This is a genomic window from Paenibacillus plantarum, assembly GCF_013141695.1.
Taxonomy (GTDB): domain Bacteria; phylum Bacillota; class Bacilli; order Paenibacillales; family NBRC-103111; genus Paenibacillus_E; species Paenibacillus_E plantarum.
Map to the genome: position 1 here is coordinate 328,865 of NZ_WHNY01000067.1, position 23,703 is coordinate 352,567.

The 23,703-nt window shown below is 45.3% G+C and carries 18 protein-coding genes; 13 read left to right on the forward strand and 5 right to left on the reverse strand.

Going from position 1 to position 23,703, the window contains the following annotated elements:
- Positions 1-16: 16 nt before the first annotated feature.
- Entirely contained in the window at positions 17-937 is a 921-nt protein-coding gene (locus GC096_RS24440; RefSeq protein ID WP_171633908.1) for an AraC family transcriptional regulator, read from the forward strand.
- Here GC096_RS24440 and GC096_RS24445 read toward each other — a convergent pair.
- A complete protein-coding gene (locus GC096_RS24445; protein ID WP_171633909.1) occupies positions 885-1,709 on the reverse strand; it encodes a helix-turn-helix transcriptional regulator in 825 nt (274 codons plus the stop codon). The two genes, GC096_RS24440 and GC096_RS24445, sit on opposite strands and share 53 nt — an antisense overlap.
- Before the next feature lie 154 nt (positions 1,710-1,863).
- Between GC096_RS24445 and GC096_RS24450 the strand changes: the two genes are divergently transcribed.
- Both GC096_RS24450 and GC096_RS24455 read left to right on the forward strand, forming a co-directional pair.
- Complete coding sequence (locus tag GC096_RS24450; protein WP_171634309.1) at positions 1,864-3,150, forward strand: Gfo/Idh/MocA family oxidoreductase; 1,287 nt, start codon at positions 1,864-1,866, stop codon at positions 3,148-3,150.
- A gap of 22 nt (positions 3,151-3,172) precedes the next feature.
- Positions 3,173-4,189, forward strand: a complete 1,017-nt coding sequence (locus GC096_RS24455; protein ID WP_171633910.1) for a dienelactone hydrolase family protein — start codon at positions 3,173-3,175, stop codon at positions 4,187-4,189.
- 49 nt (positions 4,190-4,238) lie between these two features.
- Here GC096_RS24455 and GC096_RS24460 read toward each other — a convergent pair whose 3' ends face one another.
- Together GC096_RS24460 and GC096_RS24465 are read right to left on the reverse strand one after the other, a co-directional pair.
- Positions 4,239-4,616, reverse strand: coding sequence for a YmaF family protein (locus GC096_RS24460; RefSeq protein ID WP_171633911.1), 378 nt, complete (start codon positions 4,614-4,616; stop codon positions 4,239-4,241).
- Between the two features lie 141 nt (positions 4,617-4,757).
- Positions 4,758-5,192 carry a methylglyoxal synthase gene (locus GC096_RS24465; protein ID WP_171633912.1) on the reverse strand — a complete coding sequence of 145 codons (435 nt, stop codon included), beginning with the start codon at positions 5,190-5,192 and terminating at the stop codon, positions 4,758-4,760.
- Positions 5,193-5,441: 249 nt separating this feature from the next.
- On the opposite strand from GC096_RS24465, the gene GC096_RS24470 reads away from it, so the two are divergent.
- The 5 genes from GC096_RS24470 to GC096_RS24490 all read left to right on the forward strand — a co-directional run bounded on the left by GC096_RS24470 (position 5,442) and on the right by GC096_RS24490 (position 12,427).
- Positions 5,442-6,068: an SLOG family protein gene (locus tag GC096_RS24470; protein ID WP_171633913.1), complete on the forward strand. Its 627-nt coding sequence runs from the start codon at positions 5,442-5,444 to the stop codon at positions 6,066-6,068.
- A gap of 773 nt (positions 6,069-6,841) precedes the next feature.
- Positions 6,842-8,911, forward strand: coding sequence for a bifunctional aldolase/short-chain dehydrogenase (locus GC096_RS24475; protein WP_171633914.1), 2,070 nt, complete (start codon positions 6,842-6,844; stop codon positions 8,909-8,911).
- Positions 8,912-8,938: 27 nt separating this feature from the next.
- Positions 8,939-10,159 carry an L-rhamnose isomerase gene (gene rhaI / locus GC096_RS24480; protein WP_171633915.1) on the forward strand — a complete coding sequence of 407 codons (1,221 nt, stop codon included), beginning with the start codon at positions 8,939-8,941 and terminating at the stop codon, positions 10,157-10,159.
- Complete coding sequence (gene rhaB / locus GC096_RS24485; RefSeq protein ID WP_171634311.1) at positions 10,153-11,655, forward strand: rhamnulokinase; 1,503 nt, start codon at positions 10,153-10,155, stop codon at positions 11,653-11,655. The genes rhaI and rhaB overlap by 7 nt, the downstream gene beginning before the upstream one ends.
- 10 nt (positions 11,656-11,665) lie before the next feature.
- Positions 11,666-12,427 carry a DeoR/GlpR family DNA-binding transcription regulator gene (locus GC096_RS24490; protein WP_171633916.1) on the forward strand — a complete coding sequence of 254 codons (762 nt, stop codon included), beginning with the start codon at positions 11,666-11,668 and terminating at the stop codon, positions 12,425-12,427.
- A 73-nt stretch (positions 12,428-12,500) separates the two neighbouring features.
- Here the strand turns inward: GC096_RS24490 and GC096_RS24495 are convergent, their stop codons facing one another.
- Positions 12,501-15,389, reverse strand: coding sequence for a sensor histidine kinase (locus GC096_RS24495; protein ID WP_171633917.1), 2,889 nt, complete (start codon positions 15,387-15,389; stop codon positions 12,501-12,503).
- 13 nt (positions 15,390-15,402) lie between these two features.
- Positions 15,403-17,034: a response regulator gene (locus GC096_RS24500; protein WP_171633918.1), complete on the reverse strand. Its 1,632-nt coding sequence runs from the start codon at positions 17,032-17,034 to the stop codon at positions 15,403-15,405.
- A gap of 205 nt (positions 17,035-17,239) precedes the next feature.
- On the opposite strand from GC096_RS24500, the gene GC096_RS24505 reads away from it, so the two are divergent.
- The 5 genes from GC096_RS24505 to GC096_RS24525 all read left to right on the forward strand — a co-directional run bounded on the left by GC096_RS24505 (position 17,240) and on the right by GC096_RS24525 (position 23,673).
- On the forward strand, positions 17,240-18,616 hold the full coding sequence (locus GC096_RS24505) for an ABC transporter substrate-binding protein (RefSeq protein ID WP_171633919.1): 1,377 nt from the start codon (positions 17,240-17,242) through the stop codon (positions 18,614-18,616).
- Between the two features lie 68 nt (positions 18,617-18,684).
- On the forward strand, positions 18,685-19,569 hold the full coding sequence (locus tag GC096_RS24510; RefSeq protein WP_171633920.1) for a carbohydrate ABC transporter permease: 885 nt from the start codon (positions 18,685-18,687) through the stop codon (positions 19,567-19,569).
- On the forward strand, positions 19,554-20,378 hold the full coding sequence (locus GC096_RS24515) for a carbohydrate ABC transporter permease (RefSeq protein WP_171633921.1): 825 nt from the start codon (positions 19,554-19,556) through the stop codon (positions 20,376-20,378). Before GC096_RS24510 ends, GC096_RS24515 begins: the two co-directional genes overlap by 16 nt.
- Positions 20,379-20,383: 5 nt before the next feature.
- On the forward strand, positions 20,384-22,612 hold the full coding sequence (locus tag GC096_RS24520; protein ID WP_171633922.1) for a glycosyl hydrolase family 95 catalytic domain-containing protein: 2,229 nt from the start codon (positions 20,384-20,386) through the stop codon (positions 22,610-22,612).
- Positions 22,613-22,665: 53 nt separating this feature from the next.
- The gene (locus GC096_RS24525) at positions 22,666-23,673 is read left to right on the forward strand and encodes an SGNH/GDSL hydrolase family protein (protein ID WP_171633923.1); all 1,008 of its coding nucleotides are present in this window, start codon (positions 22,666-22,668) and stop codon (positions 23,671-23,673) included.
- The last annotated feature ends 30 nt before the right edge of the window (positions 23,674-23,703 follow it).

The following is a 23,703-nucleotide window of genomic DNA, read 5'->3' on the forward strand; positions in this document are numbered from 1 at the left end:
TATGGAGTGTGACGCTATGAATTTGGATGCTTTGCATGAAGGTCGAATTCACGGCGATTTCATGTTCCCGCTAAGTGTGTACCAAGTTGAGAAAGTCAATGACGTTTTCTTCAACTACCACTGGCATGAGGAAATTGAATTTATTTATATGACGGAAGGAAGCGCAAGCTTCTATATTGGTTCGTCTTTGACTGAGCTACAGCAAGGTGAATCGCTGCTCATTCCGAGCGGTCAATTACATGCTTGTTACCCAGCGAACGAACTTCCAGCCTATTTTCATGCCATCGTCTTTGATTCCCGCCTACTCAGCAGCAGCGCTTATGATGTCATCCAAAGTAAATACATACAGCCGTGGATTGAACAGCGATTGATTCTACCGGGTATTTTCCGTTCCAAGGACTCGTGGGAACAGCAGGTACGCCTGATGCTCGTGGACATCATTAAGCAATTCGATGGAAAGCCGCTTGGTTATGAGCTCAAAATAAAAGCGGATCTGCTCGCGATATTCGCTGAGCTGCTGCCACATGGTGAGCTATCCTCTGATCTGCCTCGAAACGCAACGCAAGCAAGCAAAATTGAAAGAATTAAGCCTGCGCTTCTATTTATGCATGAGCATTATAATCAGCGGATTCTGATTTCAGAACTCGCAGATTTGATCGGGATGAGTGAGGGACATTTCTGCCGTTTCTTCAAGGCAATCGTCAAAAAGACACCCATCGAATACCTCAACTTCTATAGAGTCGAGAAAGCGATGAAGTGTCTGGAAGATCCAAGGATCAAAATCATAGATGTTGCGAGTGAGGCTGGCTTCGAGAGTCCGAGTTACTTTATTAAGACGTTCAAAGGGCTTAAACAGATGACGCCGACTGATTATCGCAAATTGATCACAGACTCAGATGCATCATCTTCCGGCATTCCAATGGGGTCTGGGACGTAACTTGCTTGAATACACGCCCGAAGTGAGCGACACTGTCAAAGCCTGCTTGCTCGGCAATGTGGATCACTTTGAGTTTCGTTTCCCTTAATAAACGTTGCGCCTCACGGATGCGCAGGTTGTTCAAATACTCGACGAACGAGAAGCCAATTGTATCCTTGAATGAGCGGCAGAAGTAACTCGGACTAATATGGAACTTTTCGGAGATTAGCGTGAGTGTCAGTCGTTCACTGAAGTGTTCATTGATATAGGTGACGATTTCGAAAATCTTCGGATTATAAGCCTGTGGATGCTCATCTAGCGTCCCGGGCTGGTCCATAAGTCGCGAGCAGAATATGAGCAATTGTGTAAGTAAGGCTTTGCTATTCAGCTCCCAGCCGAGCTGCTCTTGCTGCTTTTCTCGCAATAAACTGAAGAGCAGATTCTCAACGAGTGTGCGATTTGCGCCGGAAAGGGAGACGATATAATGCTTTGGATGAAAAGGGGATAGCGCAATCGCATAAGTTTCATCATCTTTCATTGCGAGCCAGCGTTCTTCGAAATTAATTAAGATGCGCTCGTGCGGACGATCATTGGCATCAAGCGTTTTGTGGAGCGTATGTTTATCTATAAATACTAGATCACCCTCTTGCATGGCATAGACGCGGTCTTGAATGAAATAATTGCGTTTACCGCTGAGTAAATAATAAATTTCGTAATGGTCATGGAAATGATTCACTAGCATTGTGTAGGGCTGATCTCTGCGAATTCTTTCAATCTCGTAATGAAACAACATAGACACCTCTCTAAGTTAGGTTGTGCCTCTCTATTTTACAGCAATATATGCAAGGAAATAAAGGCATCGGGTAATATTTGAATAGAAACACAACAAATATTGTATTAATCTTGCTATAAGAGATGAAATACTTTGTAATCGAGAGGGGCATTAACTGATGAAAACACGTTATGCGATTGTAGGTACTGGTGGACGAGCTGAATTCTTCTATGGCTCCATGGTAAAGGATTTCCGAGATACTTCCGAGCTTGTGGCCATTTGTGATATTAATCAAACGCGCATGAACTTTACGAATGACTTACTTGCTAACAAGTATGAGTATCATGCTGTTCCTACGTATAAAGCCGATCAATTCGAAGAAATGATCCGTAATGAGAAGCCGGATGCGATCATCGTAACAACAGTGGATCGTACCCATCACACGTATATTATTAAAGCGATGGAACTAGGCTGTGATGTCATTTCGGAGAAACCGATGACGGTTGATGAAGAGAAATGCCAAGAAATTTTGGATGCGATTAAACGTACGGGCCGCCAGCTTCGTGTTACGTTTAACTACCGTTATGCACCGCACAATACGAAAATTCGAGAGTTAATTATGGATGGAACGATTGGTGATGTCCACTCCGTTCATTTCGAATGGTTGCTCAATACAGAGCATGGCGCAGACTATTTCCGCAGATGGCACCGCGATAAACGCAATGGCGGCGGGTTGCTTGTGCATAAGTCAACGCATCACTTTGACTTGGTTAACTTCTGGTTGGGGACGCAGCCTGAGACGGTTTTTGCCATGGGGGATCTGATGTTCTATGGGAAAGCCAACGCAGAGAAACGCGGCGAAACGAAGTTCTATCAACGTGCAACTGGAAATGAATACGCGAAGGAAGACCCGTTTGCACTTCAATTGGATACGAATGCACATCTGAAAGGTCTATATTTGGATGCGGAGCATGAGGATGGTTATCAACGGGATCAGAGCGTGTTTGGTGATGGGATCTCCATTGAAGATACGATGGGCGTCATGGTTCGCTACAAAAACAAAGCGATTCTAACGTACTCCTTGAATGCGTACTTGCCGTGGGAAGGCTTTAATGTGAACATTAACGGCAGCAAAGGCCGTATTGAAATGAAAGTTGTTGAGAAATCATACGTGAATTCCGGTGGCGATAAAGCGGATGAAGGTGCGTTGAAGGCGAAAACGATTACGGTATTCCCGATGTTTGCAGCACCGTATCAAGTTGAAATCGAAGAAGGCGTTGGCGGCCACGGTGGTGGCGATCCGGTTCTGTTGAAGGATATTTTCGACAAGCCATCCGACGATCGATTCAACCGCGCGGCATCTCATGTAGATGGAGCGATGTCCATTCTCACTGGTATTGCCGGCAATATTTCATTGCGTACGGGGCAACCAGTTGCTGTAGATAAACTAGTGAAATTTTAACCAGTGACGGAGGTCGAGTCCGATGTGGAGTCCTAACGCGAGTATGGAACAGCTCTACCGCGCTTTCGAATTGAAACGCGAGCAGAGTCGTACGGAATGGGCTGAACATGCGAAAGCTCATATGAAAAAGCGCTTGGCTGATTCCTTAGCGGTGACCATAGAAGAACAGGACGAACTTCGTCCTGTTCTTCTTGATCGTGTCGAGCTTGGGGATCATATCCGAGAACGAATTGAAATCAGTACTTTCTGGGGCTTTCGTGTTCCCGTGTATGTGTTGTTGCCAAAAGGCGATTTTCGTAAACGTGCTGCCGTACTTGCCCTGCATGGTCACGGCTTTGGGAGCAGGCAGATCGTAGGCTTGAACGCTGATGGTACTGAGCATACGGGGGAATGGGATCTTCATGGCAACTATGCGCTAGAGTTGGTGAGGCGTGGCTTCGTCGTCGTTGTCCCTGAAATTCTAGGCTTCGGTGATCGGCGATTGGAAGAAGATCAGAAGGATGGACAAGTGGGGAACTCTTCCTGCCAGACGCTTGCTTCTCATCTTCTGCTATATGGCATCCCTCTAGCTGGTGTTCGTGTGCAGGAAGCGAGAAGAGTGTTAGATTACCTCGTGTCACGCGAAGAGGTAGATGCGAGTCGAATCGGTTGTTTTGGGTTCTCGGGTGGCGGTTTACTTGCCGCTTACACGGCAGTACTAGATGAGCGCATCCAGGCCTCGGTCCTGTGCGCGTTCACCAATACATTTAAGCGCAGCATTATGGGCGTGCACCATTGTATCGATAACTATCTACTTGGCGCGCTCGACTTCGCGGAACTTCCTGAATTAATCGGTTTGCTTGCTCCACGTCCATTGTTCATTGCATCAGGAAGACAGGATCCGATTTTCCCTGTTGATGGCGTCGAGACAGCCGTATCCTACCTGCAGCTAGAGTATGCGTTGGCGGGAGCGTCTGAGCGACTGGGCGTACATCTTTATGAAGGTGTTCACGAGGTTAATGGGAGTCAGGCGTACCCATGGCTGGTTAAAAATCTGTAAGTATTAATAGAAAGACTACTGAACAGGGTTCAGTAGTCTTTTTTTTCATTTATTTTACACTTTGACGGACGATGCTCTCAATAATTAATTTGTGTCCAACTACGACGCCAAGTCGAATGACACCTGTTGTTCTTCCAGAAATGATGTGGCGATGTCCATTTGCAATGTTTGTTGAGATTTGAAAACGATGAAAATGGTTTACACCTACTCCGATGTTGAGGCCAGTACGTCCAGAATAGGAATGACGATGCCCGTCAGCAGTTGTCGTAATGCCTTGGAAAGTGTGGCGGTGTCTACCATCCTCAGGAATAACAATATCACTCAAATTACCGAAGGAATGTCGATGATTTTGTGTGAGAGATGTCAAACCCTCCATGCGATGTCTGAACTGAGCGGGGCCGCCGGATCCTTGCTTGATCTTTGCCATATGTCTATCATCCTTTCAAGAGAGATGATAGTAAGATATGCAAATCTTAGAGGATTGGCTTGGTCGAGCGACTAGTTAATAGGAATAATATCTTTTTTGAAAGGTAGATGGCAGTAGATTCTACTATAATTTCAGGTAGTCTTATTTGTTATCCGTACCATTCAATCGTGGAGAATCATATTTGCGTATTTCCTCGCGCCAAGAGAGAAAGCCGTTTTCCATAGCTCTAATGAGCATTTCTGCTGTTCCAAGATTGGTTGCAAGAGGGATCTGTTGCACATCACAGAGGCGAAGGAGTGCTGCAATATCGGGTTCATGTCCTAATGCAGAGATGGGATCGCGGAAAAAGATAAGCAAATCAATATCATCCATCGCAATCATCGCACCGATCTGCTGATCTCCGCCAAAGGGGCCTGAGCGCAAGCGAATGACATCGAGCTTTGCAGCTTCACTAATTCTTCTTCCTGTCGTGCCTGTAGCATAGAGTTGGTGCTTTTGGAAAATATGCTTATAAGCAATGACAAAGTCTACGAGCAAGTTTTTGTAAACATCATGCGCAACGAGTGCAATATTCATTTTCTCTCCGCTCCTCTATTTGTGTTAGGTTAGTTGACGTAAATTTGTGTGTTGAGAACAGAATAACTTAATTAATTAGAAAGTTCAATCATTATTTTGAAATAATCAGTCAATAAATTGTTATTAATGCGCGAAAATTAACAAATATGTCATATAATCTAACATATAAATGATTGGGGTCTGCACTTCTTCCTAATTCGATCTAACTATGCTAACCTGTTAGGATGATCAACAAGGAGGTGAGTTCATATGAAACGAGTGCTGATTACTGGGTACAAAGCGAATGAACTCGGTATTTTCTCATTGAAGCATCCAGGCATTCCGATTATCAAAAAAGCAATCCAAAAGCGGCTTATCGCCTTGTTAGATGACGGGCTTGAGTGGGTTGTCGTCAGTGGTCAATGGGGCGTGGAGCTATGGGCGGCGGAGGCTGTGCTTGAACTAAGAGAGAGCACGCATCCAGAAATTAAGCTTGCAGTGATTACTCCTTTTCTAGAGCAGGAAGAGAAGTGGAGTGATGATAAGAAAGGCTGCTATGCAAGCGTTATGCAGCGCGCGAATTACGTGAACAGTGTAACGAAGACCAAATATGAGGGGCCTTGGCAATTCAAGGAGAGGGACAAGTTCCTCCTACGAAACTCTGACGGCATTTTGCTTGTTTATGATGAAGAGACAGAAGGCTCGCCGAAGTTTATGAAATTGCAGGCGGCTCAAATTGCCGCGCATCATACCTATCCGATCATTACGATCAACGCTTTCGATTTGCAAAATGTGGCCGAGGACGAGCACGGAGATTACGGCGGCGACATGCAGGATGACATGACTGGAGATTCAGTCAGTGGCGGTGATAAGTGGCAGTTCGATGATGATATATAGTCATAGCTATTCGTCGGGCATCCCCCGACACCATAGCTACTCATCAAACTTGCCTACATACATCTAGCTAATCAACAAGCACTAAACTAGCCTCCATACAACTAGTTACTCAACAAACCATCAAACTTGCCTCCATACATCTATCTACTCAACAAGCATCGAACTTGCCTCCATACACATAGCTACTCAACAAGCATCAAACTTGCCTCCATACACATAGCTACTCAACAAATATCAAACTTTCCCCTCAACTCACCTTTTTGTTACTCAACGGATACCGAAGGGCGCCCCCAGCGGTCCCCTCTCTAATAAATGGAAAACATGTAGTTAAATTCAGCGTTTTAGTTCAAAAAATTAAATTAAATGGAAAACATGTAGTTAATAGTTAGCTTTTTACTTGAATCAGCGATTTCAGCTGAAAATAGCTGTAGGTTATCCAGTTAATGTGAAACAAAAGGTGATTTCCCCAGATTTAGCTGTAGTTTTTCCAGTTATTGCTCAGCTGGAGCGCCGCATCAAATTCAGAAGAAAACCCACACATTCGCAGATTATCACAGTTAGGTTTGTCTATTTCCCTCAATTTCCTCCCGGAATCCTCCTTGTAAACTAGCCAATCCCTTCATTTTATACATTAAAGACGGATTTATCTGTGTTTGCTCCTCAATAAAACAAACATAAAAATAATTATTCAAAAACAAACAAAGATGTGTTAAGATGAAACCATCAAAAACAAACACATACACATGGGATGTAAAACTTAGGAGGGTACTTAAATGGTTGCGAATTTATGGGAAGCTTCAAAAGCGAATGCAGTATCGAAAGGTGTAGAAGAAATTGTTTATCGTTCTAATTTATTAGGCACAGATCGTGCTGTATGTAACTGGGGCGGCGGCAATACTTCTTACAAAACGATCGAGAAAGATTTCCGTGGTCGCGATGTTGAAGTGATGTGGGTTAAAGGCAGCGGTTCTGACCTTGGTACGATGAAAGCAAAGAATTTCACAGGTCTTCGCATGGAAGATATTCGTCCTTTGATCGAGCGTGATGAAATGTCTGATGAAGAAATGGTTGCTTACCTTGCAAACTGCATGATCGACAGCAAGCACCCGCGTGCTTCCATTGAGACACTTTTACATGCCTTCTTACCATTCAAAAACGTCGACCACACGCATCCAGATGCGATTATCTCGCTCTGCTGCGCACATAATGGACGTGAGCTTGCGAAAGAAATTTATGGCGATCGTTTCGTATGGGTACCTTATGTACGTCCTGGCTTTACACTTTCCAAAATGATCGCAGATGGCGTTCGCAACAATCCAAAAGCTGAGCTTGTTCTTATGGAGAAACATGGTCTAGTAACTTGGGGCGAAACGTCCGAAGAAAGCTACTTGAAAACAATCGCTATCATTAATGAAGCAGCAAGCTTCATCGAAGCTCGCGTGAACGAAGCGAACCTATATGGCGGCTCCAAATACGAATCCCTTAGCGTAGAAGCTCGCAGCGAACTATTGGCTCAAGTTCTTCCGGTCGTACGCGGTGCGGTAAGCAACGAGAAGAAAATGATTCTCACGATTGACAGTGCAGACGATGTACTTCAATTTGTAAATAGCCGCGATGCTGCTGTTCTTTCCCAAGTTGGAGCAGCTTGCCCGGATCACCTTGTTCATACGAAAATGAAGCCTCTATATATCGACTGGAATCCGACAACAGGTGATGCAGCTTCCTTGACTGAAGCACTTAAAGCCGGAATCGAAGCATACAAAGAAGAATACAAAGCCTATTTTGACCGTAACAAAAATGAAGGCGACGTTATCAACGAAGCGGCTCCACGTGTTATCCTTATTCCAGGAATCGGGATGATCAACACAGGTAAAAGCTGGGCAATGGCACAAATTAGCGGCGCGCTTTACCACCGTGCAATCTCCGTTATGAGAGGCGCTACAGCGCTTGGAACGTTCGTATCCTTAAGCGAAAACGAATCCTACAATGTGGAGTACTGGCCACTTGAACTTTATAAATTGACACTTGCTCCTGCAGAAGCTGAGTTCTCCCGTCAAATCGCCTTCATCACTGGCGGCGCGGGCGGAATCGGAAGCGTTACAGCTCGTCAATTCCTCAAAGATGGCGCACACGTTGTGCTTGCTGACTTGAACCTTGAAGGTGCACAGAAGCTGGCAGCAGAACTTAACGAGCAATATGGCGAAAACAGAGCGATTGCTGTTCGCATGGACGTAACGAAAGAAGAAGAAGTTATTGCAGCGTTCCGCGAGTCCATTCTTAGCTACGGCGGAATTGATATTATCGTGAACAACGCAGGTCTTGCGACTTCCAGTCCTTTTGACGAAACATCGCTTAAAGAGTGGAACCTGAATATGAACGTCCTTAGCACAGGGTATTTCCTTGTAGCTAGAGAAGCATTTAAAATCATGAAAACACAAAAAGTTGGCGGCAGCATGGTATTCGTCGGCTCCAAAAACTCCGTATTTGCTGGGAAAAATGCTTCCGCATACTCGACTGCAAAAGCAGCAGAAATTCACTTGGCTCGTTGTATCGCAGCAGAAGGCGGCGAATTCGGTATCCGCGTGAACTCCGTATTGCCAGATGCCATTCTTCAAGGATCCGCGATTTGGAACTCCGGCTGGCGCAACGAGCGTGCGGCTGCATACGGAATCGAACCGGATCAGTTGGAAGAGCACTACCGTAAGAGAACAACGTTGCTTGTGAACATTTTCCCGAAAGACGTTGCAGAAGCTATTGTGTACTTCGCTTCATCCAAAGCAGCTAAAACAACAGGTTGCATGATCACAGTTGACGGTGGCGTACCTGCTGCCTTCACACGCTAATTCATCTAATAGGAGGCCATAAAACCGATGAGCGACAAAGCATACGCATTATTCGAAGAACAACAAGCCCTGAGAGGCATTGATATTGCAGCTGTCAAAGCGAAGCTGAAAGCATTGAAAGTTGAGACGCCTTCATGGGGTTACGGAGACTCAGGAACACGTTTCAAAGTCTATAAACAAACAGGCGTACCGCGTAATCCCTTCGAGAAATTCGAAGATGCGGCGCAAGTGCACAAGCTGACGGGTGCTTGCCCGTCGGTTGCCATCCACATCCCATGGGACAAAGTGGACGACTACGCAAAGCTGAAGCAACATGCTTCTGATCTAGGCGTTTCCATCGGTGCGGTGAACCCGAACCTTTTCCAAGAAGATGATTACATCTTCGGAAGTGTAACGAATTCAAACCCAGCAATCCGCCGTAAAGCGACGGATCACTTACTTGAGTGCGTGGATATCGCTAAAGAGGTTGGTTCCGATGTTTTTAGCTTGTGGTTTGCTGACGGTTCCAACTACCCAGGTCAAGTGGATATCCGCGCTCGTAAAGCATGGATGTATGAGTCACTGAAAGAAATGTACAATGCGATGTCACCAAGCATGCGTATGTTGATCGAGTACAAGTTCTACGAGCCAGCTTTCTACCACACAGATCTAGCTGACTGGGGTATGGCATTCAATTTGGCGAACAAATTGGGTCCGCAAGCAGAAGTGCTTGTTGATACAGGACATCACCCGCAAGGAACGAACATTGAGCACATCGTGACGTACTTGTTGGATGAGAATAAACTAGGCGGCTTCCACTTCAACTCCCGTAAATATGGGGATGATGATCTGATCGTTGGATCCGTGAATCCATATGAATTGTTCCTGATTTTCTATCAAATCATTGATGCAGCGAACGACAAGAATCCACTAATTCGTAAAGCATCTGACAATATTGCCTACATGATCGACCAAAGCCATAACATTGAGCGTAAAATCCCAGCGATGCTTCGTTCAGTACTTAACGTACAAACGCAATACGCGAAAGCGCTTCTGATTAACCTTGAAGAAGTTCGTGCTGCACAAGCGAATCAAGATGTTCTTGGTGCTGAGGATGCGGTTCGTAAAGCTTTTGAATTCGATGTAACACCTCTGTTACAAGCAGTTCGTGAAGAAATCGGCGTGCCGGTTGATCCAATGAAAGCGTACTTAGAAAGCGGCTACGACGAGCAAATTAATGCGCGCGGCAAAGGCGGTGCAAGCTGGTGAGTACCACTTCGACAGTTCTAGCCTTTGATTTGGGAGCAAGCAGCGGCAGAGCGATCGTCGGACGTCTTGATTCTGAAGCGGGCCGGATCACGATCGAGGAAATTCACCGCTTCTCCAATGATCCAGTGCAGGTGGGCAACCACCTTCACTGGGACATTTTGCGGTTGCTTCATGAGTTGAAGCAAGGCATTTTACAAACCAAGTATCTAGGCTACACGAATATCGAGAGTTTAGCGATTGATTCTTGGGCAGTTGATTTCGGACTGTTGGCTGCGAATGGTGAGCTGTTGGGAAATCCGTACCATTATCGGGACCACCATACGGACGGCATCATGAGTGAAGTCATGGATATCGTCGGACGCGAAAAGCTGTATGCGCTAACAGGGCTGCAGTTTTTGCAATTCAACTCCATTTTCCAGCTCTATGCCCTTCAAAAAAACAATCCAGAGCTACTCGACCGCGCGGCGACGTTTCTCATGATTCCAGACCTACTTCGCTACTTCCTAACAGGTGAAAAGCATAGCGAATTCTCGAATGCCACTACGACGCAGTTGTTTAATGCAACGAGCTTCACATGGGACGCATCACTGATCGAGCAATTACGTCTTCCAGAAGACATCTTCTTGCCGCCAGTCGCTTCGGGGACTCGAGTTGGATCACTAAGTCCAGCTGTTTGTGAGGAACTGGATGTTCCTTCTATTCCTGTTATCGCCGTTGGCGAGCATGATACCGCATCTGCGGTTGTCGCAGTTCCTGCGCTTGATGATGATTTCGCTTTTCTAAGCTGCGGGACATGGTCGTTGCTGGGAACTGAAACGGAGAAGCCTGTGCTCACGGAACAAGCCTTAGCGTGGAACTTCACGAATGAAGGCGGCGTGTACGGCACGAATCGCTTGTTGAAGAACATCATGGGGCTATGGCTGATTCAGGAATGCAAACGCGCATGGGAAAAAGAAGGCAAAACGGCCAGCTTTGCTGAGCTTGTGAAACAAGCGGAAACCGTGAAGCCATTCCAATTCTTCATCGATCCAGATGACGATATGTTCCTTAACCCAGCACATATGCCGAAACAAATCCAGCAATATTGTCGTGACACCGAACAAGCTGTTCCACAAACGGATGGTGAAATCGTACGTTGTATTATGGAAAGCCTTGCGCTGAAATATCGCTTCATCTTGGAGCGTACAGAGCAGCTTTCAGGCAAGACATACCGCGGACTTCACATCGTAGGTGGGGGCATCCAGAACGAGCTGCTTTGTCAGTTCACAGCGAGCGCTACACAGCGTGAGGTGTGGGCGGGGCCGGTAGAGGGTAGTGCCTTAGGAAACCTTGTAGTACAATGGATATCACTAGGGTATATCGCGAATTTGCGCGAAGCCAGGAAGCTGATTCGGAATTCGTTCCCAGTCAAGACGTATCATCCACAGGATGAGGCGGGTTGGCAGGCGGCGTATACATCGTTTTGTGATGTGGCCTCCCGATCGACGGTGAAATGAGGGGTTTACGATGCTGGTAGCAGAAAGATGGCAGAGAATCGTTCAATTGGTTAATGAAAGAGGAAGCATCCGGGTGACCGAGTTAAGTGAGCTATGTCAGGTCACGGAAGAAACCATTCGACGTGACTTGGATCGCTTAGAAGCCGAAGGCAAGCTTATGCGCAGCCATGGCGGTGCGGTGAGTGTGAAGGAAGCGCAGACCGAAGTTCCTTTCATGGAGCGGGAGACGGCTCATGCGGATTTTAAGAATAGCATTGCGAAGGAAGCTGTTTCACATATTCAGGAGGGGGACCGCATCATTCTCGATGCGAGCACCACGGCTTGGTATATGGCGAAAATGATTCCCGATATGGCAATTACCATCATCACCAACTCGATGAAAGTTGCCTTGGAGGTAAGCGGCAAAGAGAAAATTCAAGTCATTTCCACCGGCGGCTTGCTTTCTCCGAAGTCTTTATCCTACGTAGGGCCCCTATCGGAGCGATCCTTGGATATGTACCATGCGCACAAGCTGTTCCTTTCATGCAAAGGGGTTCACGTGCAGCGCGGCATCAGCGAATCGAATGAGCTGCAAGCGTTGATTAAACGCAAAATGATCAGCATTGCTGACGAAACCTATCTGCTCGCTGATCATAGTAAATTCGGCATGCAGGCTTTAACACAAGTTGCGGATTGGTCGGAGATTCAACATGTCATTACGGATCGCATGACGAGCAAGGATGCGCTGGAGCGCATTCGTGATAAAGGCGTGCAAGTACGTCAATTGGATTAGCAGTGCATGCACAAACAGCCGTCCCACGTATCGTGGGGCGGCTGTTTGTTTGCTTGCTTGGTATAACGGTTAATTACCCTTCATCTTCAGAAAGCAAGGGCAAGTGGAGCCGCACGAGTGTTCCTCTGCCTAGCTGACTGTCGATATCCCAGGTAAAGCTGTCGTTGAAATACAAATGCAATCGCTGGAACACATTGATCAATCCAATGCCGGAATCGTTAGTCTCCCGTTGCTCCTCTTCGATCAAGCGTAAATGTTGTAATTGTTCCATGCTCATCCCCGCGCCATTATCGAGAATTTCGATATGCATGTGGCTTCCATCGAGATACCCCTTGATCATCAGCAAACCGTCTGACTCTATCGTATCCAGGCCATGTACAATGGCGTTTTCTACGATCGGTTGCAAAATCAATTTGACCGTTAAGGAAGATTGAAGCTCATCGGAGACATCCCAAATCACAATGAAACGATTTTTTGCTCTAATTTTTTGAATCCGCAAGTACTGTTCGAGGTGGTCCAGCTCTTCAGACATGCGAACTAAGCCACTTTTTTTGCTAATGCTTCCTCGGAAAAATTGCCCCAGTGCGGTTGTCATTTCAACGATTTCGCCTGCACCCTGTCGGAAGGCCATCCATTTAATCGACTCCAGCGTGTTGTATAAGAAGTGCGGGTTAATTTGCTGCTGCAAGGCATGGAGCTGGGCTTCTTTCTCCAGGAACATGAGCTCCTTCTCGCGAATTTTCGATTGATAGTTTTCGGTAATTAACTCGTTCAAGCGCTTGATCATATTGTTAAAATGGCGGGCTAGACTCGCAATTTCGTCTCGGCCTTTGTGATTCATCCTTGCTTCAAAATTACCCTCATTCACTTCATGCATCAAGTTCTGCAGCTTCCGCAGCGGTTTGCTGATTAGACTAGAGATCAGTGTTGCGATAAGCATAATCAGGATTCCAAACAGAACGAAGAAAGCTGCGCTGTACCAGACAAGAGTGAACACCTTTTTCTTCAATTCATCCGAAGGGACAATGCCGACCATTTTTACACCAAAGTAGGAGGCAGTATCGTAGAAAACCATATAACGTTTATTGCCCGCGTTTTTGAAATAGGAACCGCTCGTCTGCTGCATCATCTCCGTTACGAGGGGGTCTTCCTTCTCCAAGACATGTGACGTGAGGTCGTCGTTGTCATGGGACAGAATAGTTCCATTTGCATCGATCAGAAAGAAATAACCAGAATCTCCGATGCGAATCGTTCGGAAAATATTATTCAGCACGTCCTGTTCCACATTGACAATTAAGTACCCTAGCTGAGATCCGAGATTGGATACGCTAGAACTGCTAATTTTCCGGGCAAATGTGAGTACTGGGGTCATGTACAGATTGCGATAGGTGCCGATGAGCTGCAACTCACCTGAGCTATTATCGAGCTTCTCAAAAACACGAGGATCGGTCTTCGAAATCGGAACCGTGCCTGCATACATGCCAGAGTAAATCCGCTCACGGGACCGGTTGTAGAGTTCCATGGAAAGAAACTCCCTTTTCCGTTGTTTGATATTGCCGAATTGAAGCTCGAGCAACATATTATCAGTAGGTTGTAACGAAGTCGTTTCCGATTTACGCATTGTTTGTTGGACTTCTGGATGATAAATTAACTGCTGGGTTAATCTGTCATAGTTTTTCAAACTGTAATTGATATTCCGTTTAACTTGTTGTATCGTGCTTTCTGTAAGCTGCATCACCTTATTTTGATAATTGTCATAATGAACGTAGGTCAATAGCAGGACAAACAGTAAGTTGGGTACAAAGGTGGTCAGGACAAAATAGGCAATGAGCTTCGATCGCACACGATAATTAGGGAGAATGATTCGCGGTTCAAGAGGCTCTCGTTCGTCCAGCGCACCAATTCCCGCGGATAATCCTTGTGATAATTCAAACAACGGCTTGGATAAGGTTCCAGCAAACCAAAACGACAGGATCAGGACAAAGACTAGCGTGCCCAATCCGAAAAAGAATACGAGAGAGTGTGTACCGCCCTTGCCTGTTAAGATCGAAGAGATAGGGAATTCACTCATAAGTTCGAACGGGTAGGAGGACAGTTGAAAATGAGTGACCAACACTTTACTACCGTTTTTTTGAATGATTTTATAGGAAGTATCATCAGATTGCTGGGAAGCTGGGAAGATTTCTTTGTCCAAGCCAGTAGATTTATTGCTCCAAATAGGCAAATGTTGATTGGTCAGCAACTGTAGCGTCTCATCAGCATCCGTGCTGTTAAATACCTCTTTAGCGAATTCTGGGATGTTAAAGGTTACCACCAAGGTACCGATCGTCTCATTTTCCAGCCGGATTGGACGGTAATAAGCAATGCGATGATCAAGCATGTTAGCTAATGCCTTCTCGTCGAAGCCAGTGGTGAGAGGTGCGCCCGAGACATTGTAATAAAACGGAACACCCTCCTGCTGTTTATAGAGATAAGCTGCACTTACATTTAGCCATTGAATAAAATTAAAATCAGTCCCTGCGTATTTGCCGCCTTCATTATATTCATACTGATAGACCAGATTGTTTTTACCTAAAATCATAATTTTGTCGATATAATCGTGGTATAACAACGTATCAGTAATTTCGCTCGTCAGTGTCTGCACGCGTTGCCCAATTTGGCTGAAATCGTTCTGTGGGAACGGTTCATCGACTGCTTTTTGAATCGAAGCTTCGTTGACAAGCTTGTTCGTATTGGCATCCAAATCCGCGAAAAGGAATTTGAAGTAATTTGCCGTTTGCTTAAACTCATTGACTTGATACTCTGCTTTTTCTTGTACGATAAGTCGACTTACAAAGCTTTCGGACAACCAATAAAAGGCAGTAGCTAACGTTAACGTGAGCAGCACCGAACAGAAGAGCAGTTTTTTACGAATCGAATGATTATAGAGAAAGCTTTTGAGAAGCAGCTTCAAACGTTCCATGGTGGCACCGCTTTCAGTATGTGATAAAGGATTGGCGGTACTCGAGCGGTGTTAATTTGGTGTGGCTTTTAAAGGTCGTAGCGAAATATTTGCGGTCTAGATAGCCGACTAATTCACCGATTTCATACACCTTGAGATCGATGCGGCGCAGCAATTCCTTTGCTTTTTCCATCCGACAATTCTTTAAATAATCGATAAAATTAATGCCTGTTTCTCTCTTAAATTGAATACTGAAATAGCTGGGATTGAGATATACGAGATCAGCCATTTGGTTTAAGGTAATCTTTTCACTGCAATGCTCTTCGATATATTTTTTGACTTGCTGGACAGCCGAATGAGAAGTCGTTTGCACGTCGTCGTTTATTTTTTTGATTTGCATTGTAATGTCTGAAATTAAGCGATCTAATGCCATTTTTAAGGTAGACATAGTGGGGTATCGTTCAATAAATTCGCTAAAAGGTATTCGGAGACTTGCCATCGATTCAAAGGATGCGCCATGCAGATCGAGTCTTCGCTCCAGCATCGTGAAGAGCGGCGTCAAGTATTTGAGGACAATGGAGAACTCATCTCGTTCGGAGTCTAGTCCGCAACTGTTCCAAAACTGTTGAAAATGCAGCAAGCTGTTGTCTAGATTGCCCTCTAGCACAGCGTCGAGCAATTTGGTTTCATAGGGGTAGGGATACTCCTTACGTTCCACTGGATGCCCATCCGCTGGCTCCCATAGAAACAATCCGCCACGTTCCCAGAAAATGTTGCGTTCCATAACACTTCTTGCTTGCTTGAAAGAATCAGGGAAAGAGAGGAAGCTCTGATAAACTTCACCCAGACCTACGATGGATTGGCATGCTGTTTCCTGTTCAATGGATCCGATGATTTGCTCGAAAAGCAAAGAAAGGGATCGACGAGGCGGAACAGATGTCGCGTTTAGATTCAGGAAGACGGCTAGTTCGCCAGCTTTTTTCCTAAGGGTGTAGCTCTGACATTGACCTGCATCGAGATGACGCTCTAGGATGGTATGAACTTTCGTCATGATATTGTCAGGCAAAGTACCGTCATGATACGATTTGGTTTCGAGCTTAAGAGCTGCGCAGCAATAATAGGTCGCATTCATTTCGATTTCTAATAAGCTCATTTTTTCTTTGGCTTCATGGTATTCAGGCAAGGTGTCCTCAATCAGTGACTGGAAAAAGTAATCTCTGGCTGCAGGCAAGCTACCAGCTAATTGGTTTTCATAGGATTGCAGCTTTTGGGACGATAGCCGTTCGGCGTCCAATTGAAGCTTTAACTTCATCATACTTTCACTGAGGTGTTTCAGGTCCACGGGCTTCAACAAATATTCGGATACACCTGCTTGAAGGGCATCACGGGCGTAGGAAAATTCTTTATATCCAGACAAGATGACAATTTTGACATGAGGATAATGCATGGCAATCTCTCTACTGAGCTCAATGCCGTCCATAACGGGCATCTTAATATCAGTAAGGACGATATCCACATCCGTTCGCTGCATGAGATCGAGCGCTTGCTTGCCGTTGGCGGCAAGACCAGTTACCTGAAATTGAAAGCGTTCCCAATAAAAGGAGTTTAACCCTTCCCGAATCTCGAATTCGTCGTCAACAATCATCATTTTATAAGTATCGTTCATCGGACTCACTCCTTTGATTCTATAATAATCATGCATTCTTTTCATGTAAAGGAACTTCTAACGAGCTTCCGACCGAAATTGATAACAGTCAAAAAGATCAAACCTAATCCAAAAACCATCCCCTATTTTTTTATCCGTATTCCCCCTAGAATGAAACTCGTAGCAAGACAAAACATGTGGCATACACAATAATGGAGGCGCTTTTATGCAGGGGTTCAAGAGAAGTTGGGCATTAATAAGTTTGTCGTCGGTCGTCGGGTTAAGCCTTTTGAGCGGATGTGGTAGCGCTACCACTACGAAGAAAGAAACAGGAGCGGTAGCTTCTGCAAGCACGGCACCGAAAAAGGCTGATCCTGTAACATTGTCCATGTTCATTACTTCAGCAGGTCAGAAGGAGTGGGAAGATGGCCAGCCCAACGATAAATTAAGGAAACAATGGGAAGCCAAATCCGGGAATAAGCTGGAGCTTAATATTTTACCAGGAACACTAGACGAGGCAATGAAGAAGATAGACATCGCCATGCTCTCCGGTGATAAGACAGATATCATTAACCTTTCGAATCCCATCGATCAGAACAAGTATGCATCCAGAGACTTCCTGTATCCGATGAAAGATTTAGCGAAACAGGCTAACTATGATATTGATAAAATTTATGGTGACTCACTCACGAAATACAAAGACGAAGTCTATTATATCCCGTACAACTTGTCGATGTGGGCAGTCTTTTATAACAAAAAGCTGTTTGATGAAGCAGGTGTTCCATACCCTACAGGAAACTGGACATGGAGCCAATACATTGAGACGGCCAAAAAATTAACGAAACCGGATAAAGGCATTCAAGGCTCCTACATGCTTACGTTTGATAACTACCTATACATGCAGGCCAGACAGAAAGATGTACCAGGTTATAAAGCAGACGGAACGTCCAATTATGATGATCCGGCATATAAAGATGCGCTTAAATGGTACAACGATTTGAGTGCTGTTCACAAAATTCAACCATCATGGATTGAGTTTAAGACGAAGAAACTGTCCAATCTTGGATTCTTAGAAGGCAAATATGCGATGCAATTCATCGGAACATGGTACTTGGGTTCCTTAAACAATTTCGAGAAATATCCGCGTGACTGGAAATGGGGCGTTGTTCAACCTCCTACACCTGATGATGGCAAAGGCAATAACAACATTGGGGTTACCGCTGCTCTTGGGATTAATAAGAAATCTGTTCATCCTAAGGAAGCGTTTGATTTCCTATCCTACTTTGCAGAGAATAGCTACAAAGAAAGAGGCGAATTCCCTGCTCAGAAAAATTTGAGCAAAGATGACATGAATGCAGTACTGAAAAATATCGCAGATAAATCACAAGGCAGTGTAACAGCAGACGATCTTCGTAAAGCTTTGCTTGATAATGGATTAGGCTTCACGCAAGAGAAATTGCTAGGTAGTGCAATGAGTGAGTATAGCAATATTATTATGCAAGAATCCGAGTTGTACTTTGCCGGTCAGAAAACCGTAGATGAAGCTGTTAAATCAATTAAAACAAGAGAAGACCAAGCGATTCAAGCGGCTAGCAAACAATAAATAAATGAGAAGTGACGGAGGAGGACATCATGGTGGTGTCCTCCTTCCTAAAAAGAGGAGAATGGAGCATGCTGCGGATTACGAACGAAGAAAAGGTTGCTTTCTGGTTTGTCACGCCTTTTGTGGCAGGATTTGCACTTTTTTATTTATTGCCCACCCTTTACGCATTTGTCATCAGCGTACTGGATTACAACAGCTTTAAAAGTTTAACGGACGTGCACTTTGCTGGACTTTCCAACTATATCGCAGTCTTGAAGGATCCTATTGCCTTAAGTTCATTTGGAAGAAGCTTTGTGTTTATGATTTGTTATGTACCAGGCGTTATTATTACAGCATTGCTGCTCTCTATGTTATTTAATGCGACTTTTCATTTGCGAACATTAGCACGGACGTTGATTATGCTGCCGTATGTAACGAACGTAGTGGCGATCGCGATTGTGTTTTCCATTTTGCTTAATCCGTATGATGGCGTTGTGAATAAATTGCTCGTAGCTGTAGGCGTGGAACATCCCCCACTTTGGTTGGGTGGCATTCACACCTCGCTGCCAACGATTGCTGGCGTCGAAGTTTGGCATTCACTGGCTTTCCCGACAATCGTATACTTAGCGGCGTTACAAGGAGTGCCCAAAGATTTGTATGAGTCAGCGGAACTCGATGGGGCAGGACGGTTTAAGAAATTTATGAGCGTTACATTGCCGTTAATTTCTCCGACGACTTTCTTCTTGGTGATTACGAATATTATTGGATCTTTTCAAAACTATGCGATTATCCGTAACTTGACGAATGGTGGTCCAGGTACCTCATCGCGTGTTATTTCATTAAATATTTACGAAGAAGCTTTTGCTTACAACAAATATAGCTTTGCCTCCGCTCAAGCGATTCTGTTGTTTGCCATTATATTAGTTATTACAATCATCCAATGGAGGGGGCAAAAAAAATGGGTACATTATTAAAACCGAAATTGATGATGACCTACGTGATGCTTCTTCTCGGCATTGTGATGATCATTCCGTTTCTTTTCATGATTTCATTTGCGTTGAAAACGCCGTTAGAAATGACCCAGCATCCCGCTTCTCTTCTGATCAGCCATCCATTTATGGGCAATTTTGAAACGATCTTCAAACACAAAACCTATTTCATCTGGTATTTTAACTCCATTAAAGTCGTGTTGGGCGTTCTAGTGTTAAGGGGGCTGCTTGTGACTATGGCGGCTTATGCCTTTGCAAGATTGGAATTTCGATTTAAAAATGTCATTTTCATGATCTTGATTGCCAAGATGATGATTCCATCGGATACGACCATTGTAGCGAGGTTCTTGTTATATAAGTACCTTCATTTAAATAACACGCATTGGGCGATTATTTTACCTGCGGCTTTTGATGTCTTCTTCCTATTCTTGCTCAGACAATTCTTCATCAGTATTCCCAAAGAAATATCTGAAGCGGCCATTGTCGATGGGTGTTCGCATTATAAAGTGTATTATCGGATTATTTTACCGTTGGCCAAACCGGCTCTTGTTACGATGGTATTGTTTACCTTCTTATGGACGTGGAACGATTTCGCTTCACCTTTTGTTTTCATAACGGACATGAAGAAGCAACTGCTAACCGTAGGCTTATCGTATTTCCAAACGGAAGCGGGCGCTGATTATGCGCTGCAAATGGCCGGAGCTGCTGTAGCCGTATTGCCCACGATTGTTCTGTTTATTTTCGCGCAAAAATATTTTGTTCAAGGGGTTACGATGTCTGGGGTTAAGGGTTGATCGATATGGAACAAGTCATTTCAAAAGTAGATTGGGAATCGTTTCTTTCCGCACATGATTTGGTACAGACAGATCTTAGGTTTCATGGAGGTTATTACAAAGGAACGGAAGAGCATAATTGCCATAGTCCACGAAAGGAATGGGGAGAGGGCGCATTCATCGGAAATGGGATGATTGGGGCTATGATTTTGAAGGACTCGCCTCAGGATCTAGCTTGGGAACTAGGAAGGAATGATGTTGTTGCGCATAATCATCTTTCCGGGATCGATTGGTCTGTACCGCGTGTTCCCATCGGTGATATGGTGCTCCGGCCTAGAGGCAGGATAAGGGAAGAAACCATGCGGTTGTCCTTATGGCATGCAGAAGCAACGGGATTGATGACGACGGATCAAGGAACGCTCGAATGGCGGTCTATTGCCCATGCTCAGATGGATTGTCTGATGATTGAATGGAACTCAACCGGAAGCGAAGGAGCGTCAGTGGGATTTCGCCCCCGCCATGGCGTGAGTCCGAGGTTGGAATTCGTTCCACACAATTTGTCTCGAAAGTATCTTCCTCCGCCCCCACTGCAGCTTTATCAACAAGGAACACAGTTAAGCATTCAAACCTTTGTTAAAGAGGAGGAAGACGGCACTGTTATCTCCGAGGGAGCCTGCGTCGTGGCTTGGAAAGAGGTTAACTTCAGCGAGTCCCATGGTGTTGTATACGTAAGTATCGCAAATTCCTATTTTGACGAAAGCGCAATAGATGTGGCCCTTAAGACGATTGACTCCGCATCGAAGCTATCATTGGACACCTTTCTCAAAACGCATAGAGCCAAGTGGCATGACTACTATCCTGCGAGCTTCATCTCTATACCTGATAAGTATTGGGAGGGGATTTATTGGATTCAAATGTACAAGTTGGCAAGTGCCGTCCGTGGGGATTCACCGGTACTGGATAATCAGGGGCCATGGCTTACGCAATCAGCTTGGCCGGGAACCTGGTGGAATTTAAACGTACAGCTGTCCTATTCTTCAGTTTATAAAGCAAATCGGCTGTCAATCGGTGAATCATTAATCGGTAATTTGGAACGCTATCACGAAAGTTTACGCCAAAACGCTATACCCATCGGATTAGATGACGGTGCGTATATCGACAGGCAATCCAGCTTTAATTTAATATCACCATGTCTGAAACCTGATTTTGAATATGGGAACTTACCATGGGCGTTGCATAATGTGTGGAGGCACTACCGTTCCACAATGGATGAAGCGTTCCTTAGGGATCGCCTGTATCCGTTGCTGCGAGCCAGCATGAATGTGTATTTGCACTTAAGCTTTCGGGGGGAGGATGGCCATCTTCATTTGCCCAAAACAGTTTCCCCCGAGTATCCGGGACCGGAAAATAGTACGGCTTATCCAACGGAAGACACCAATTACGATTTAGCTTTGTTCCGTTGGGGCTGTCTGGCATTACTGGAGGCTAATGATCGGTTGCATCTTAGTGATCCACTAGAGGACCGTTGGAGGGAAGTGCTACGGGATCTGATACCATATCCCATTGACCACAATGGCTTCAAGGTAGGGAAGGACGTGCCCTTTGCCGTATCTCATCGGCATTATTCCCATCTGTTGATGTTTTTTCCTCTGCATCTGGTCCATGATGATCAGCCGGAATATTCGGATGTGATCAAGAAATCGATCTCTCACTGGATTGATCTAATGGGAGGATTACAAGGCTATTCCTACACAGGTGCGGCCTGCATGGCAGCTACACGGGGTGATGGTAACCAAACGCTGGCTTACTTAACAGAATTCCGTCGTTTTTTGTATCCGAATACCATGTATGCCGAGTTGTCCCCGGTGATTGAAACTCCGTTGTCCAGCGCAGAGTGCATCCATTACATGGTTATGCAGTGTTGGGGCGATACGATTCGCGTCTTTCCTGCCGTTCCTGATGAATGGAAGGAAATATCCTTTGGGAAGCTCTTGGCGGAAGGAGCTTTTGAAGTGTCCGGTCGATGGAGGAAGGGCAAGACGGAATTTGTTGTTATTAAAAGTCTTGCTGGCGCTCCATTGAAGATCATTCCGAATTTGCTTGGACCGCTGGAAACGAGCGGCGAACGAAATTTCTCGATTAAGGAAATCTCACCGGGAGTGTATGAGATTGATTTGAAGCAGGGGGAATCCATACTTCTTTATACGGGAAGCCTCCCCGAGGAGATCGGCATTGGTCCGGTTTCTTGTCTCTAAGCCTAAGTGACTGGTATGGATAGATAGATAGATAGATAGATAGGAGGACTACGATGTTATATCCCCTTCATGAACCTAAGATCGCGCTACACCATGTAACGGAATGGGTGGAAGACGAAATCAAAGGGCTGCGATTATGCCGGATTCCAGAGAAACTGCGGCTAACGTTGAATGAAATTGCTCAGCGAAACGCCCAGAGTGCTGTGGGCTCCGAAATTCGATTCCGCATGATCGGTGAAAGGGTAGAGGTTGGGCTATGGTGGGAGCCGCATCTTGAAACCCCAATTACGACAATGGCAGCACTTGTCATCGGTAGTTTGCAGGCTGAGATTTTTTATTTGCATACAGGATATAACAAGATTGTCATCAAGAAATATGAACTGCGACCAGAGATCGAGAGGATCCATCCGCAAAAATCCTATGATAGGGAACTGTATCGCCTCGTGCTTCCCTATCAAGGGAAGGTGTTTCTCTCTTCTGTCGAAGGTGAAGTAGAGCCGCCTTACGGCTTGGCAGTCCCTGGTAAAGGCTATCTAGCCTACGGCTCTTCAATTACTCACGGAGCTTCAGCCTGGGCGCCTACAGGAACGTATGCCTTCCGACTGGCGCAACTGCTTGGATCAGAGTTACGTAATTTTGGTCTTGCAGGTGGAGCTAAGCTTGAGCCGCAATTGGCTGATTATATGATGGAACTGGAAGGTTGGGAGATCGCCACGATAGAGCTCGGGATTAATGTGGTGTACGACTGGACGGCTGAAGCGTTTCGTGAAGCTGTCGACATCTTTCTGGGCAGATGTGCTGCTGGGCTTGGCGAGCGTAAGCTGTTTGTCACGGATATGTTCTGGTTTGCCATGGATGCTGCAGGGGATCCCAAGTCGGATCTGTTTCGTGACATTGTTCAACAGGAGGTCCTGAAGAGTAATCATCCAGGGATTATTGGTATTCCTGGCAGGGATCTGTTGGATCCGGTGAACCAAACACTCGATTTGGTGCATCCCTCTCAGGCCGGTATGGAGCAAATTGCTCAGCGACTATTCTCGGCGATCTCTGTCCATTTGTAAAAAATCTGAATTGAAGGGAGGTGAGGGAGC